We start from the raw sequence: 14,214 nt of genomic DNA, 5'->3' as shown, positions 1-14,214 counted from the left end.
CGCATGAACATCGACTGGGCAGCTCTCGCCTCCGTCTTCGGCGTCAGCCTCGTGGTCACCGTCGCACTGGTCGGCCTCTTCACTCTCGGCATCATCGGCCTCGCCAAGCAGACTCCGACGGCTCAGGGCGGCGGCGGGGCCGGCGTCCTGACACGCACCGGCGCGTACGCCTGCTTCGGGCTGTGCCTGGCGGCGGTCGCGTACGGGATCTATCTGATCGTCGCCTGACCTCCGCGCGGGCGCGCACCGGCCGGACACACCACGTGTGTGTCCGGCCGGTGTGCGTCTGAGCACATTGAAGCCTCGCAGGTCAGCGGCAGGTTGACGGGCGTTCGCGGCGCATGGTGGACTGCCGGAGCCGTTTACGGCGACAGGAGAGGAAGCCGGTGCGAATCCGGCGCGGTCCCGCCACTGTCACCGGGGAGCAGCCTCCACACGGAAGTCACGGTCCGCCACCGCGGGCTGGAAGGCCGGAGGAACTGCGGATCCGGGAGCCAGGAGACTCTCGTCGCCGGTCACGTCGAACCAGGGCGCGGACCCTGAGTGAGGACATACGCCATGTCTGGCTGCCCTGCGTCGGTCGCCGCACCACCCGCTGTGAAGGCCCTTCGAGGCGCGACGGCCGGCTGAGCGGTGCGAGCCGACCGCATCTTCGCGTACGGCGCCGCCGCCGGTCTGATCGGTGACCTGCTGCTCGGTGATCCCCGGCGGGGCCACCCCGTCGCCGCCTTCGGGCGTGCAGCGGCGGGTGCCGAGAGCCGGCTGTGGCGCGATCACCGCGGCTGGGGCGCCCTGCACACGCTCGTCTGTGCCGGGGGCGCCACGGGAGCGGCCGCGCTGGCCGCCCGTGCCGTGCGGAACCGTCCCGCCGCCGCCGTGGCGCTGACCGCCGCCGCCACCTGGGCCGTCGTCGGGGGCACTTCGCTGGGCCGCGAGGCGCGCGCCATCGGCGGGGCGCTGGCCGTGGGGGACATCGAGCCGGCCCGGGAGCGGCTGCCGCATCTGTGCGGCCGTGATCCGCAGTCGCTGGACGAACAGCAGATCGCCCGCGCGGTGGTGGAGTCCGTCGCCGAGAACACCTCGGACGCCGTCGTGGGAGCCCTGGTGTGGGGCGCGCTCGGCGGGGTGCCCGGGCTGGTGGCCTTCCGGGCCGTCAACACGCTCGACGCCATGGTCGGCCACACATCGCCCCGCTACCGGCGCTACGGCTGGGCGTCGGCCCGGCTCGACGACGTCGCCGGCTGGCCCGGGGCCCGGCTGACCGCCGTGCTCGCCGTGGCCGCCGGGGGCCGCCCGCGCGAGGCGGTCCGGGCCTGGCGGGCCGACGCGGGCCGGCATCCCAGTCCCAACGCGGGCCCGGTGGAGGCCGCGTTCGCGGGTGCGCTCGGCGTACGGCTGGGCGGCACCCTCGCTTACGGCGGGCGGGTCGAGCACCGGCCGGTGCTCAACGGCGAGGCCGGGCGGGACGTGCGGGTCACGGACATCGAATGCGCGGTGCGGCTGTCGCGCCGGGTGAGTGTGCTGGCCCTCGCCGTGTGTGCGGCGGGGCGGCTGGCCATGGGACGGAGAGTCACATGAGCGGCGGGCTGCTGGTCGCGGGTACCACTTCGGACGCGGGCAAGAGCGTCGTCACGGCCGGGATCTGCCGGTGGCTGGTGCGTCAGGGAGTCAAGGTCGCACCGTTCAAGGCGCAGAACATGTCGCTGAACTCGTTCGTCACCCGGGAGAACGCGGAGATCGGCCGGGCCCAGGCGATGCAGGCGCAGGCCGCCCGGGTGGAGCCGTCGGCTCTGATGAACCCGGTGCTGCTCAAACCCGGCGGCGACCGGTCGAGCCAGGTCGTCCTGATGGGGAAGCCGGTCGGCGAGATGAGTGCGCGCGGCTACCACGGGGGGCGCCAGGAGGCGCTGCTGGGGACGGTCGTGGACTGTCTGGAGCAGTTGCGGGGCACGTATGACGCCGTGATCTGCGAGGGGGCGGGCAGTCCGGCCGAGATCAATCTGCGGCGTACGGACATCGTGAACATGGGCATCGCCCGGGCCGCGCGCTTTCCCGTGCTGGTGGTCGGCGACATCGACCGGGGCGGTGTGTTCGCCTCGTTCTTCGGTACGACGGCGCTGCTGAGCCCTGAGGACCAGTCGCTGATCGCCGGGTACCTCGTCAACAAGTTCCGCGGTGACGTGTCGCTGCTGGAGCCCGGTCTCGACATGCTCCTCGGGCTCACGGGCCGGCGGACGTACGGGGTGCTGCCGTACGCCCATGGGCTGGGTATCGACGAGGAGGACGGGCTGCGGGTATCGATGCGCGGCACCGTACGGGAGTCGGTCGTGGCGCCGCCGCACGGCGAGGACGTGCTGCGGGTCGCGGTGTGCGCCGTACCGCTGATGTCGAACTTCACCGATGTGGACGCTCTGGCGGCCGAGCCGGGGGTGGTGGTCCGGTTCACGGACCGGGCGGAGGAGATCGCCGACGCGGACCTCGTGATCGTGCCCGGGACGCGGGGCACCGTGAAGGCGCTGGCGTGGCTGCGCGAACGGGGGCTGGCCGACGCGCTGCGGCGGCGGGCCGCCGAGGGGCGGCCGGTGCTGGGGATCTGCGGCGGGTTCCAGGTGCTGGGCGAGCGCATCGAGGACGACGTCGAGTCGCGGGCCGGTCTGGTCGAAGGGCTCGGACTGCTGCCCGTGCGAATCCGCTTCGGCCTGGAGAAGGTCCTGGGGCGGCCCGTCGGGTCAGCGCTCGGGGAGCCGGTGGAGGGGTACGAGATCCATCACGGGGTCGCCGAGGTGACTGGCGGCGAACCGTTCCTGGACGGGTGCCGGGTGGGCTCGGTCTGGGGGACGCACTGGCACGGGTCGCTGGAGAGCGACGCGTTCCGGCGGGCGTTCCTCGGCGAGGTCGCGCGGGCCGCGGGACGGCGGTTCGTTCCTGCGCCGGACATGAGCTTCGGGGCGCTACGGGAGGAACAACTGGACCGGCTGGGGGACCTGATCGAGGAACACGCCGATACGGACGCCTTGTGGCGGCTGATCGAGACCGGCGCGCCGGAGGGGTTGCCGTTCATCGCCCCGGGTGCGCCGCCGGTGCCCGTACCGGATCCCGCTCCAGGAATGCCGGGCGCACCCGGCCATGCAGGTGTGGTCGCTACAGAGGAGGCTCAGTGAATACGCCCTATCCCTTCACCGCCATCGTCGGGCAGGACGATCTGCGGCTCGGCCTCCTGCTCAACGCGGTCAGTCCCGCCGTCGGCGGGGTCCTGGTCCGGGGTGAGAAGGGCACCGCCAAATCCACCGCCGTGCGGGCGCTCGCCGCGCTCATGCCCGAGGTCGCGGTCGTGGCGGGCTGCCGCTTCTCGTGCGATCCGGGCGCGCCCGATCCGGCGTGTCCCGACGGCCCCCATGAGACGGGAACGGGCGTGTCTCGTCCGGCGCGGACCGTGGAGCTTCCGGTCGGCGCGTCGGAGGACCGGCTGGTCGGCGCGCTCGACATCGAACGGGCCCTCTCGGAGGGGGTGAAGGCCTTCGAGCCGGGGCTCCTCGCCGACGCCCATCGCGGGATTCTGTACGTCGACGAGGTCAATCTCCTCCACGACCACCTGGTGGACCTGCTGCTCGACGCGGCGGCCATGGGCGCCTCGTACGTCGAGCGCGAAGGCGTCTCCGTCCGTCACGCGGCACGTTTCCTGCTGGTCGGGACCATGAACCCGGAAGAGGGCGAGCTCCGGCCGCAGTTGCTGGACCGCTTCGGGCTGACCGTCGAGGTGGCCGCCTCGCGTGAGACGGACCTGCGCGTCGAGGTCGTACGGCGGAGGCTCGCCTACGACGACGATCCGGCCGCCTTCGCCGCACGGTGGGCCGACGAGGAGGCCGCGTTGCGTGCGCGGATCGTCGCCGCGCGCGCCCTGCTTCCCCAGGTGGTGCTCGGCGACGGCGTGTTGCGGCAGATCGCGGCGACGTGTGCGGCGTTCGAGGTCGACGGCATGCGTGCCGACATCGTCATGGCCCGCACCGCGACGGCCCTGGCCGCGTGGGCGGGGCGCGAGGAGGTCGTCGCGGACGACGTACGCCAGGCCGCGCTCCTGGCACTCCCCCACCGGCGCCGGCGCAATCCGTTCGACGCGCCCGGGCTGGACGAGGACAAGCTGGACGAGGCCCTCGAGGACGCGGCGGACGAGGACGGCGGAGGCGACGACGATCCGGACCCCGACGGGCCCGGCGGCGGCGTGCCCCCGCAGGGCGGCGGCCCCGACGACGGTGGTACGGACGCGACCGGTCCCGACGCCGGCGGTTCCGACACGCCCGGCCGGGACGAGGCCGGGAGCGGTGACGCGCCCGCGCCGGGCGGCGGCGCCGGGGATCAGCAGCCCGTGCGGGCCGGCGAGCCGTTCCGTACGAAGATGCTGAGCGTGCCCGGGCTGGGCGAGGGCGCGGCCGGGCGGCGGTCCCGGGCGCGCACCGAGCACGGCCGGACCACCGGGTCGCGGCGGCCCGAGGGTGCGCTGACGAAGCTGCACCTGGCGGCGACCGTGCAGGCGGCGGCGCCGCACCAGCGGACGCGCGGGCGGTCGGGGCGGGGCCTCGTCGTACGGCGTGACGATCTGCGGCAGGCGACCCGGGAGGGGCGCGAGGGCAACCTCGTGCTGTTCGTCGTGGACGCCTCCGGGTCGATGGCGGCCCGGCAGCGGATGAGCGCGGTCAAGGGGGCGGTGATGTCGCTGCTGCTGGACGCGTACCAGCGCCGGGACAAGGTCGGTCTGGTCACCTTCCGGGGCAAGGACGCCGAGGTGGCGCTGCCGCCCACCTCGTCGGTGGACGCGGCGGCCGCACGGCTGGAGTCGCTGCCGACCGGCGGGCGCACCCCGCTGGCCGCCGGACTGCTCAAGGCGCACGACGTGCTGCGGGTGGAGCGGATGCGCGATCCGTCGCGCCGGCCGCTGCTCGTCGTGGTGACGGACGGCCGGGCCACCGGGGGCGTCGACCCTGTGGCGCTGGCGGCGCGGGCCGGGCGGCTGCACGCCTCCGAGGGCACCGCCTCCGTCGTCGTGGACTGCGAGTCGGGGTTCGTACGCCTCGGTCTCGCCGCACAGCTCGCCCGGGATCTGGGAGGCAGCGCGGTCACGCTCGACGAGCTGCGCGCCGACTCGATCGCCGGGCTGGTCAAGGACATCACTGCTGCCGGGAGGGCCGCTTAATGCCACAGGGACAGCCGGTATCGGTACCGGACGACGGACTGACGACACGTCAGCGGCGTAACAGGCCGCTGCTGTTCGTGCACACGGGCATCGGTAAGGGAAAGTCGACGGCGGCGTTCGGGCTGGCGCTGCGCGCCTGGAACCAGGGCTGGCCGATCGGGGTGTTCCAGTTCGTGAAGTCCGCGAAGTGGAAGGTCGGCGAGGAGAACGCGCTCAAGGTGCTCGGGGCGAGCGGCGAGGGCGGCACCGTCGACTGGCACAAGATGGGCGAGGGGTGGTCGTGGGTCCAGCGGGGCATTCACGGTGACAACTCCGACAACGAGGAGAAGGCCCGCGAGGGCTGGGAGCAGGTCAAGCGGGACCTGGCCGCCGAGACGTACAAGCTGTACGTGCTCGACGAGTTCGCCTACCCGATGCACTGGGGCTGGATCGACACCGACGAGGTCGTCCAGGTCATGCGGGACCGTCCAGGCACCCAGCACGTGGTGATCACGGGGCGGAACGCTCCGGAGAAGCTCGTCGAGGCCGCCGACCTGGTGACCGACATGTCGAAGGTCAAGCACCCGATGGACGCCGGCCAGAAGGGCCAGAGAGGCATCGAGTGGTGAGCGTTCCTCGTCTGGTCATCGCCGCTCCGGCGTCCGGCAGCGGCAAGACCACGGTCGCCACGGGCCTGATGGCGGCCTTCGCGGGGCGTGGCCTCACGGTGTCCCCGCACAAGGTGGGACCCGACTACATCGATCCGGGGTACCACGCGCTGGCCACCGGCCGCCCGGGGCGCAACCTCGACGCGTACATGTGCGGGCCCGGGCTCGTCGCCCCGCTGTTCGCGCACGGTGCGAGCGGCTGCGACCTGGCCGTCGTCGAAGGGGTGATGGGGCTGTACGACGGGGCCTCGGGGCAGGGCGAACTCGCCTCGACCGCCCAGGTGTCCAAGCTGCTGCGGGCGCCCGTCGTGCTGGTCGTCGACGCGTCCTCGCAGTCGCGTTCGGTCGCTGCCCTCGTGCACGGTTTCGCCTCCTGGGACCCGGAGGTGCGGATCGGCGGAGTGATCCTGAACAAGGTGGCCTCCGACCGCCATGAGGCGCTGCTCCGTGAAGCGCTCGACGAGTCCGGGCTGCCGGTGCTCGGGGTGCTGCGGCGGGCGCCGCAGGTGGCGACCCCTTCGCGCCACCTGGGCCTGGTCCCGGTTGCCGAGCGCCAGGCCGACGCCCTCGACGCCGTACGGGCGATGGGTGAGCGGGTGCGGGAGGGCTGTGATCTGGACGCCCTGCTGGCGCTGGCCCGTTCGGCGCCCGCCCTGGCCGACGAGGCGTGGGAGCCGGAGCACCATCCCGAGCCGGGGGCCCGGCCGGTGGTGGCCGTGGCGGGCGGCGCGGCGTTCACCTTCGCGTACGCGGAACACGCCGAGCTGCTGACGGCGGCGGGCGCGGAGGTGGTCGTCTTCGACCCGCTGCGCGACGAGAAGCTGCCCCCGGGCACGGCGGGCCTGGTCATCGGCGGCGGCTTCCCCGAGATGTACGCGCCGGAGCTGTCCGCGAACCAGCCGCTGCGCCGGGCGGTGACCGAACTGGCCCTGTCCGGTGCCCCGGTGGCGGCGGAGTGCGCGGGGCTGCTCTATCTGGCCCGCGAGCTGGACGGCCGGCCGATGTGCGGGGTGCTGGACGCCTCGGCCCGGATGTCCGAGCGGCTGACGCTCGGCTACCGGCAGGCGGTGGCGGTGTCCGACAGCGTGCTGGCCGTGGCCGGGACCCGGCTGCGCGGGCACGAGTTCCACCGGACGGTGCTGGAGCCCGGAGCCGGTGCGACACCCGCCTGGGGTCTGCACCAGCCGGAGCGGCGGGTGGAGGGCTTCGTACAGGGGGGCGTGCACGCGAGTTATCTGCACACGCACTGGGCGGCCGAGCCTGGAGTGGCCCGCCGTTTCACGGAGCAGTGCCGCGGGTGAGGTCACTCCGCGATGCCGACCACCAGCCAGATGAAGCCCACGCCCGCCACGGTGCACAGAAGCGTGGAGCGGGCCGGGTGGTCGTGGTGCGCCTCGGGGAGGATCTCGGCGGCGGCGAGATAGAGGAGCGCCCCGCCGAAGAAGCCGAGATAACAGCCGAGCAGTTCCTCCGGAAGGGTGAACAGCAGGGTGGTGGCCGCGCCGACGATCGGGGCCAGGGCGTCCGCGAACAGCATCAGGAGCGCCTTGCGGCGTGCGTTTCCGTAGAGGCTGGTGATCGTGTACGTGTTGAAGCCGTCGGCGAAGTCGTGGGTGATGACGGCGAGCGCGACGGCGGCTCCCATTCCGCCGCCGATCTGGAACGCGGCGCCGAGCGCGACGCCGTCCATCAGGCTGTGACCCACCATCGCGGCCGCCGCCGTCATCCCGACCTGCGGTACCCGTTCCTCGCCGGCCCCGTGTGCCGCCTGGCGTACGGCCAGCGATCGCTCGACGAGATGCGCCGTCAGGAAGCCGCCCACGAAAAGCAGCAGGGCCCCGGGTACGCCGAAGACCACGCCGCCCGCGGCCTCCACCGCCTCGGGCAGCAGATCGAGACCGACGACGCCCAGCATCAGTCCGCCGGCGAGGCCGAGCACGAGGTGGCGGCGGTCGCTTACGCGCTGGGCGACCCAGCCGCCCACCAGGGTCATCAGAAACGCGCCGAGCGCGACGAATACCGCCATGGGCTCTTGCTAGCGGATTGACCCCGCCTCCCGCACCTCACGCCGCCTTGGCGTGTCCCCCTGCCTGAATCCCCCTCCGCGTCCCCCTGAAAGGACTTCCCGCCATGACCCGAGCCGCGCTCGTCGTCGGTGTCGGTGCCCGTCGCGGCGTCCTGGCCGAGGAGGTGCTCGGGCTGATCCGGAGAACGCTTCAGGAGGCCGGACCGGAGGCCGGTGACGTCGTGGAGCTGGCGACGCTCGACACCAAGGCCGACGAGCCGGGCATCGCCGGCGCCGCGGAGCGTCTGGGGGTGCCCGTGCGGTCGTATACGGCCGGGGCGCTGGCGCAGGTCTCCGTGCCCCACCCCTCGGCGGCGCCCCGTGAAGCTGTGGCCACCGGGTCGGTGGCGGAGGCAGCGGCGCTGGTGGACGCCGGTGAACTGCTGGTTCCGAAGCGGAAGTCGGCGTCCGCGACCTGTGCGGTGGCCCGCCGGAACCTTCCGGCGGACACCTCGGCATCGACGAATCGCGCCGAGCCGTTCACCATGGCTGCCATGCTGCCCCCCACGAAGCACATCGAGAGCGCCGGGCCCGATCTGCGGCACCACGGCGACGCTGAAGTACGCGGCCTGGACCTGACCGACCTCGCCGTCAACGTACGGACCAACACACCCCCGGACTGGCTACGGCAGCGGATAGCCGCATCGCTGGGATCGCTGGCCTCCTATCCGGACGGGCGGCCCGCACGGACGGCGGTCGCCGGACGGCATGGGCTGCCCGAGGAAAGAGTGCTGCTCACAGCGGGCGCGGCCGAGGCGTTCGTACTGATCGCGAGAGCGCTGCCCGCACGGCGGCCGGTCGTCGTGCATCCGCAGTTCACCGAGCCCGAGGCGGCCCTGCGCGCGGCGGGGCACGAGGTCGGGCGGGTGGTGCTGCGGCCGGAGGACGGCTTCCGGCTCGACCCGGCGACGGTGCCGGAGGACGCGGACCTGGTGGTGGTCGGCAACCCGACCAACCCGACGTCCGTGCTGCATCCCGCAGGCGTGCTGGAGCAACTGGCGCGGCCCGGAAGGACGCTGGTGGTCGACGAGGCGTTCATGGACGCCGTACCAGGTGAGCATGAGGCGCTGTGCGGGCGTACGGACGTCCCCGGTCTGGTGGTGCTGCGGAGCCTCACCAAGACCTGGGGGCTGGCAGGGCTGCGCATCGGTTACGTACTGGCCGACCCGGCGACGATCGCGGTGCTGCAGGAGGCACAGCCGCTGTGGCCGGTCTCCTCCCCCGCGCTGGCAGCGGCCGAAGCGTGCATGGAGCCGCGCGCGCTGGTCGAGGCGGCTGATGCGGCGGACCGGGTCGCGGTGGACCGGGCTCATCTGCTGGCCGGGCTGGCGGAGTTCAGCGAGGTACGGGCGGTGGAGCCGGCCGCCGGGCCGTTCGTGCTGCTGCGGCTGGAGCGGGCGGACGAGGTCCGGGAGCTGCTGCGCTCGCGCGGCTTCGCGGCGCGGAGAGGGGACACGTTTCCGGGGCTGGGCAGCGAGTGGCTGCGGCTTGCCGTACGCGACCGTGTGACGACCAACAGATTCCTTCAGGCGCTCGACCTGGCCCTGCAGGTACTGCCCCGGAGAGCCGTCGGCTGACGGCTCTCCGGGGAAGGTGATCAGCCCCGGGCGCGCCTGCGGGCGATGACCGTGGCGCCGGCACCGGCCGCCAGCAGGACAGCGGCGGCGCCCGCGATGTACGGGGTGGAGGAGTTGGATCCGGTCTCGGCGAGGTCGCCTTCGCCGGAGGCCTGGACCGGGTCGGATCCGGTCTGGGGCTTCACGTCGACGGGCTTCTCCTTGCCGCCGGTGTCGTCGGATCCGCCCGTGTCGCCGGGGCCGCTGTCGCCGCCCGTCGATCCGCCGTTTCCGGAGGAGCCGCCGTTCTCGGAACCGCCGCCCTCGGGCGTCTCGCACGTCGCTTCGGCCAGCGTGACCTCGCCCTCCACCCCGGCGACACCCAGGTCCAGCGGGTCCACCGACACCCGCAGCTGCAGCGCCGTCGCGGCTGCCGTCCGCGTGGTCGTCCCGGTCTTCGACAGGTCGAGCGTCACGTCACCGACGCCCGGCACCTCGACCTTCGTCGTGCCGCCCGAGGTGAGTGTGGTCTTCTTCCCGAGCACCGTCACATGCCCGAGCACGTTCGACTCCGCGACCGGCTTGCGGCCCACCTCGCACACTGCCTTGGAGGTGACCTTCTGGACCTCGATCAGCGAGAGCAACGGCAGCCCCGGCACGTGCACCCGCGCCTCGGCGAGGTTGGTGTACCCCTCTGCCCTGTGCTCGTCCACCGATGCGTTCGCCGTGGCCACATCGGCCTTCAGCACATGGATGGGACGGCCCTGCTCCGCGCCGTCGAGCTCCACACTGAGCGCGGTCTTCTCCGCGCTCGCCGGAGCGTTGACCTCGTTGAGCGTGGCCTTGAGCGGCACCTGGACCGACTTGTCCAGGAGCGAGACGTCGAGCCCGGCGCGGAGCACGGCCGCGCTCGCCTTTCCGTGGCCACCGGCCGGAGCGGCCGGGGTCGTCGCGGTGGCTGCGTGCGCGGGGACAGCGACGAGCAGAGCGACGGGAGCGGCTGCGAACGCCAGGGCGGCCGAACGGAAGGTGTTGCTGTTCAAGATGGTGGAACCCCCACAAGAGACATGGAGCCACCGGCGCCGTCCAATGGGGGACATCGCGGGCGCCGGCGGCCTCGACTCCGTGCATCTTTACGCACAGGGAGTGAACTGGCGACTACCTTCCGCCAGTTCACCCCAAAGAGAGGTTTTCGTGTGCGCATTCGATTCCACCGGTACAGGAGTTCCTCTGGATCACCCGTTTCACTGCACGTGAGGCGCGTATAACGGCACCCCCGACGACGTACCCAGGTGGTCAACGAGACGTGGGTCCCGGAGTCACCGCCGGTCAACACGGCACCCACTGCGGGGTCAACCGGTGATCAGCCCATCACTCGCCCGTTGAGCACCACCCTCCGCGGGGACGCCAGCACCCGTACGTCCGCCCTCGGGTCCTCGTCGTACATCACCAGGTCCGCCGGGGCCCCCTCCTCGAGCACCGGCCTGCCGAGCCATCGCCGCGCGCCCCAGGCCGTCGCGGAGAGCGCGTCGAGGCGCGGGATGCCCGCCTTCACCAGCTCGGCGACCTCCTCCGCGATCAGACCGTGGGCCAGTGACCCGCCCGCGTCGGTACCGGTGAAGACCGGGATTCCCGCGTCGTACGCCGCGCGCACGGTGTCGTACCGGGCGTCGTGGAGCCGCCGCATATGGGCGGACCAGCGGGGGAACCTGGCCTCGCCGCCTGCCGCGAGGACGGGGAAGGTGGCGATGTTGACCAGGGTCGGCACGATCGCCACGCCGCTCTCCGCGAACAGCGGAATGGTGTCCTCGGTCAGCCCCGTCGCGTGCTCGACGCAGTCGATACCGGCCTCCACCAGATCCCGCAGCGCGTCCTCGGCGAAGCAGTGGGCGGTGACCCGGGCGCCGAGCCGGTGCGCCTCGGCGATCGCGGCCTCGACCTCGCCGCGCGGCCAGCAGGCGGTCAGGTCTCCCGCGTCCCGGTCGATCCAGTCGCCCACCAGCTTCACCCAGCCGTCGCCACGCCGCGCCTCCTGGGCGACGTAGGCGACGAGGTCGCCGGGCTCGATCTCATGGGCGAAGCCGCGGATGTAACGACGAGTCCTGGCGATGTGCCGCCCGGCCCTGATGATCTTCGGCAGATCCTCACGCTCGTCCACCCACCTGGTGTCGGAGGGCGACCCCGCATCCCGGATGAGCAGCGTGCCGGCCTCCCGGTCGGTGAGGGCCTGCTTCTCGCTGGTCGCCGCGTCGACGGGCCCCTGGTGGCCGAGCCCTACATGGCAGTGCGCGTCGACGAGGCCGGGCAGCACCCATCCGGTGAGCGTCACGGCGTCGTCCGCGCCCGGCGGCCTCTCGTAGGTGATGCGCCCGTCGGCCGCCCAGAGTCCGTCCCTCACCTCGTCGGGCCCCACGAGCACCCGCCCTTCGATCCGCAGCACCGGCGCCACCTCGTGATCACTCATGACAGCACTGTACGAGGCGGTCCGCCCAGGGGCCGGGGAGGCGCTTAGTACCCTCGACGCAGGCGCTGACGCGCACCCGCCGACCCGAAGAGAGCACCACCGTGACGCACCCGTTCCTCGACCTCGCCCCGCTCACCGCCGCGCGTTTCGCAGCGATCGAGCGGCGGGTGGCCGGCCTCCTCACCACCGAGCAGGACGTCGTCATCATGCAGGGCGAGGCGCTGCTGCCCCTCGAAGGCTGCATCCGGGGCGGCGCGCGGCCCGGTTCGACCGCGCTGAACGTCGTCACCGGGCCGTACGGCCAGACCTTCGGTAACTGGCTGCGCGACTGCGGCGCCGAGGTCGTCGACCTCGCGGTGCCGTTCCACTCGGCGGTCACCGCCGAGCAGGTGGAGCGGGTGCTGGCGGAACACCCCGAGATCGACTTCGTGTCGCTCGTGCACGCGGAGGCGGCGACCGGCAACACCAACCCGGTCGCGGAGATCGGCGAGGTGGTCCGGGCGCACGGTGCGCTGTTCATGGTGGACGCCGTCGCGTCCGTGGGCGCGGAGCCGCTGCTGGTGGACGCCTGGGGCGTGGACCTGTGCGTCATCGGCGCGCAGAAGGCCATGGGCGGTCCTGCCGGGGTGTCCGCGGTATCGGTGAGCGCGCGGGCATGGGAGCGGATGGCCGCCAACCCTCGGGCCCCGCGCCAGTCGTACCTCTCCCTGCTGGACTGGAAGGCCCGCTGGATCGACGGTGGGCGCAAGGCGCTGCCGCACGCTCCCGCCCAGCTGGAGATGCTGGCGCTCGACGCGTGTCTGGAGCGGATCCAGGCGGACGGCCTGGACACCGTCATGGCGCGGCACGCGTCGGCGGCCGCGGCGACCCGGGCGGGTGCCGCTGCGCTCGGTGGCGGGCTGGAGCCGTACGTCCGGGACGCCCGTGATGCGGCACCGGTCGCCACGACGCTGCGTACGCCGGCGGGTGTCGACGCCGCCGCGCTGGTCTCGCGTGCCTTGGCGGCCGACCCGTCGCTGCCGCTGATCGCGGGCGGCGGGGCGCTGTCCACGGAGATGATCCGGGTCAATCACTACGGCGTGGACGCGACGCGAGGCGCGGTGCTGTCCTCGCTGGCCGCCCTGGGCGCGGCCCTGGCCGAGGTGGGCCGGGAGAGCGATATCGATGCTGCCCGTGCAGCCGTCGCGGAAACCTGGCTGAACACCTGAATTAATTGCTTCCCTACGCGGGACGACTTATTCGGAGCCGAATCGACGCCCAGCGAAGGGAAAAAGGGAGCTGCTTTATCGGGAGCAGCTCCCCACATTCTTCTTCCCCCGTCCTCCGGACCTAAACACCCCAGTTTCCGCTGGGCCGATCCACGTAATCCGAACAAGCGTCACTGGAGTTACAGCGATGTGACCGACCCCACACGCGGTTCGTTATGACCGATAAATCCAGGACATACAGGGGCAATAATCCGCCCGATCGAGCTCAGCCCGCGCCCGCGTGATAACACAGCAGACTCGTCCACCCAACCCCTTTCGACGATGCAATTTTGATTTTTGCTAGGTAAATTCAATTCGCATGACCGCCGCACCAGCAGATTTTGCACGTGCCCGAAGCGAATTCCTCAGAATCGACACCCCGCGAGTGGAGGACGGAGCCGCGATCTGGCGCATTGCCCGCGACTCCGAGGTCCTGGACCTCAACTCCTCGTACAGCTACCTGCTGTGGTGCCGTGACTTCGCAGCGACCTCCGTGGTCGCCCGCGACGAGAACGGCGACCCGATCGCCTTCGTGACCGGCTACATCCGCCCCGACCGCCCCGAGACGCTCGTCGTCTGGCAGGTGGCCGTCGACCGGGCTCACCGTGGCAAGGGACTGGCGGCCACGCTGCTGGACGCGCTGACCACCCGCGTGGCCTCCGACCAGGGACTGGCCTCGGTCGAGACGACCGTCACTCCGGACAACACCGCCTCCGACCGGCTGTTCACGTCGTTCGCGCAGCGCCACGACGTGCCACTGGAGCGCGAGGTGCTCTTCGACGGTGCTCTGTTCCCCGACGGGACGCATCTGCCGGAGGTTCTCTACCGCATAGGACCGTTCTAGGACCCCTCGGTACCCTTCCGCGCCCCGCCCCGGCGCGACTTCCTGGGCGTGCCTGACCCGCCGCCCGTCACAACCCGCCTCGAGCAGGAGATCAGCTGTGACCATCACCCCGCCCGCCCTGAGTGTCTTCGAGAGCCTGGAATCGGAAGTACGGAGCTACTGCCGCGGTTGGCCCGCGGTCTTCGACCGTGCGCAGGGTGCCC

General features: G+C 72.3%; 12 protein-coding genes and 1 riboswitch. Of the genes, 9 read left to right on the top strand and 3 right to left on the bottom strand.

The annotated features are described in order from the left end of the window. The first annotated feature begins 3 nt into the window (after nucleotides 1-3). From ACWD04_RS29135 to ACWD04_RS29110, 6 genes are all read left to right on the top strand, one after another. Nucleotides 4-228 carry a hypothetical protein gene (locus ACWD04_RS29135; protein WP_451136726.1) on the top strand — a complete coding sequence of 75 codons (225 nt, stop codon included), beginning with the start codon at nucleotides 4-6 and terminating at the stop codon, nucleotides 226-228. 148 nt (nucleotides 229-376) lie between these two features. Continuing rightward, a riboswitch (cobalamin riboswitch) is annotated at nucleotides 377-505 on the top strand. A gap of 128 nt (nucleotides 506-633) precedes the next feature. Beyond that, nucleotides 634-1,578, top strand: coding sequence for a cobalamin biosynthesis protein (locus ACWD04_RS29130; protein WP_451136725.1), 945 nt, complete (start codon nucleotides 634-636; stop codon nucleotides 1,576-1,578). Continuing rightward, complete coding sequence (locus tag ACWD04_RS29125; protein WP_451136724.1) at nucleotides 1,575-3,161, top strand: cobyric acid synthase; 1,587 nt, start codon at nucleotides 1,575-1,577, stop codon at nucleotides 3,159-3,161. Before ACWD04_RS29130 ends, ACWD04_RS29125 begins: the two co-directional genes overlap by 4 nt. Next, nucleotides 3,158-5,188, top strand: coding sequence for a putative cobaltochelatase (locus tag ACWD04_RS29120; RefSeq protein WP_451136723.1), 2,031 nt, complete (start codon nucleotides 3,158-3,160; stop codon nucleotides 5,186-5,188). The genes ACWD04_RS29125 and ACWD04_RS29120 overlap by 4 nt, the downstream gene beginning before the upstream one ends. Continuing rightward, nucleotides 5,188-5,796, top strand: a complete 609-nt coding sequence (gene cobO / locus ACWD04_RS29115; protein ID WP_451136722.1) for a cob(I)yrinic acid a,c-diamide adenosyltransferase — start codon at nucleotides 5,188-5,190, stop codon at nucleotides 5,794-5,796. Before ACWD04_RS29120 ends, cobO begins: the two co-directional genes overlap by 1 nt. Further along, on the top strand, nucleotides 5,790-7,136 hold the full coding sequence (locus ACWD04_RS29110; RefSeq protein WP_451136721.1) for a cobyrinate a,c-diamide synthase: 1,347 nt from the start codon (nucleotides 5,790-5,792) through the stop codon (nucleotides 7,134-7,136). Before cobO ends, ACWD04_RS29110 begins: the two co-directional genes overlap by 7 nt. A gap of 2 nt (nucleotides 7,137-7,138) precedes the next feature. Here ACWD04_RS29110 and ACWD04_RS29105 read toward each other — a convergent pair whose 3' ends face one another. After that, entirely contained in the window at nucleotides 7,139-7,861 is a 723-nt protein-coding gene (locus ACWD04_RS29105) for a ZIP family metal transporter (protein WP_451136720.1), read from the bottom strand. Nucleotides 7,862-7,965: 104 nt separating this feature from the next. On the opposite strand from ACWD04_RS29105, the gene cobC reads away from it, so the two are divergent. Further along, a complete protein-coding gene (gene cobC / locus ACWD04_RS29100) occupies nucleotides 7,966-9,477 on the top strand; it encodes an Rv2231c family pyridoxal phosphate-dependent protein CobC (RefSeq protein WP_451136719.1) in 1,512 nt (503 codons plus the stop codon). Nucleotides 9,478-9,497: 20 nt separating this feature from the next. Here the strand turns inward: cobC and ACWD04_RS29095 are convergent, their stop codons facing one another. Then, nucleotides 9,498-10,499, bottom strand: a complete 1,002-nt coding sequence (locus ACWD04_RS29095; RefSeq protein WP_451136718.1) for an SCO1860 family LAETG-anchored protein — start codon at nucleotides 10,497-10,499, stop codon at nucleotides 9,498-9,500. Nucleotides 10,500-10,819: 320 nt separating this feature from the next. Next, nucleotides 10,820-11,920: an amidohydrolase family protein gene (locus ACWD04_RS29090; RefSeq protein ID WP_451136717.1), complete on the bottom strand. Its 1,101-nt coding sequence runs from the start codon at nucleotides 11,918-11,920 to the stop codon at nucleotides 10,820-10,822. A gap of 101 nt (nucleotides 11,921-12,021) precedes the next feature. Here ACWD04_RS29090 and ACWD04_RS29085 point away from each other — a divergent pair, with 101 nt between their 5' ends. Together ACWD04_RS29085 and ectA are read left to right on the top strand one after the other, a co-directional pair. Next, on the top strand, nucleotides 12,022-13,128 hold the full coding sequence (locus ACWD04_RS29085) for a pyridoxal-phosphate-dependent aminotransferase family protein (RefSeq protein WP_451136716.1): 1,107 nt from the start codon (nucleotides 12,022-12,024) through the stop codon (nucleotides 13,126-13,128). Nucleotides 13,129-13,486: 358 nt separating this feature from the next. Further along, on the top strand, nucleotides 13,487-14,011 hold the full coding sequence (ectA, locus tag ACWD04_RS29080) for a diaminobutyrate acetyltransferase (RefSeq protein WP_451136715.1): 525 nt from the start codon (nucleotides 13,487-13,489) through the stop codon (nucleotides 14,009-14,011). Nucleotides 14,012-14,214 lie beyond the last annotated feature (203 nt).

It is taken from the genome of Streptomyces sp. NPDC002911 (assembly GCF_053591835.1).
Note: the sequence above shows the minus strand (reverse complement) of the source record. Positions and strands in the feature narration are given on the sequence as shown.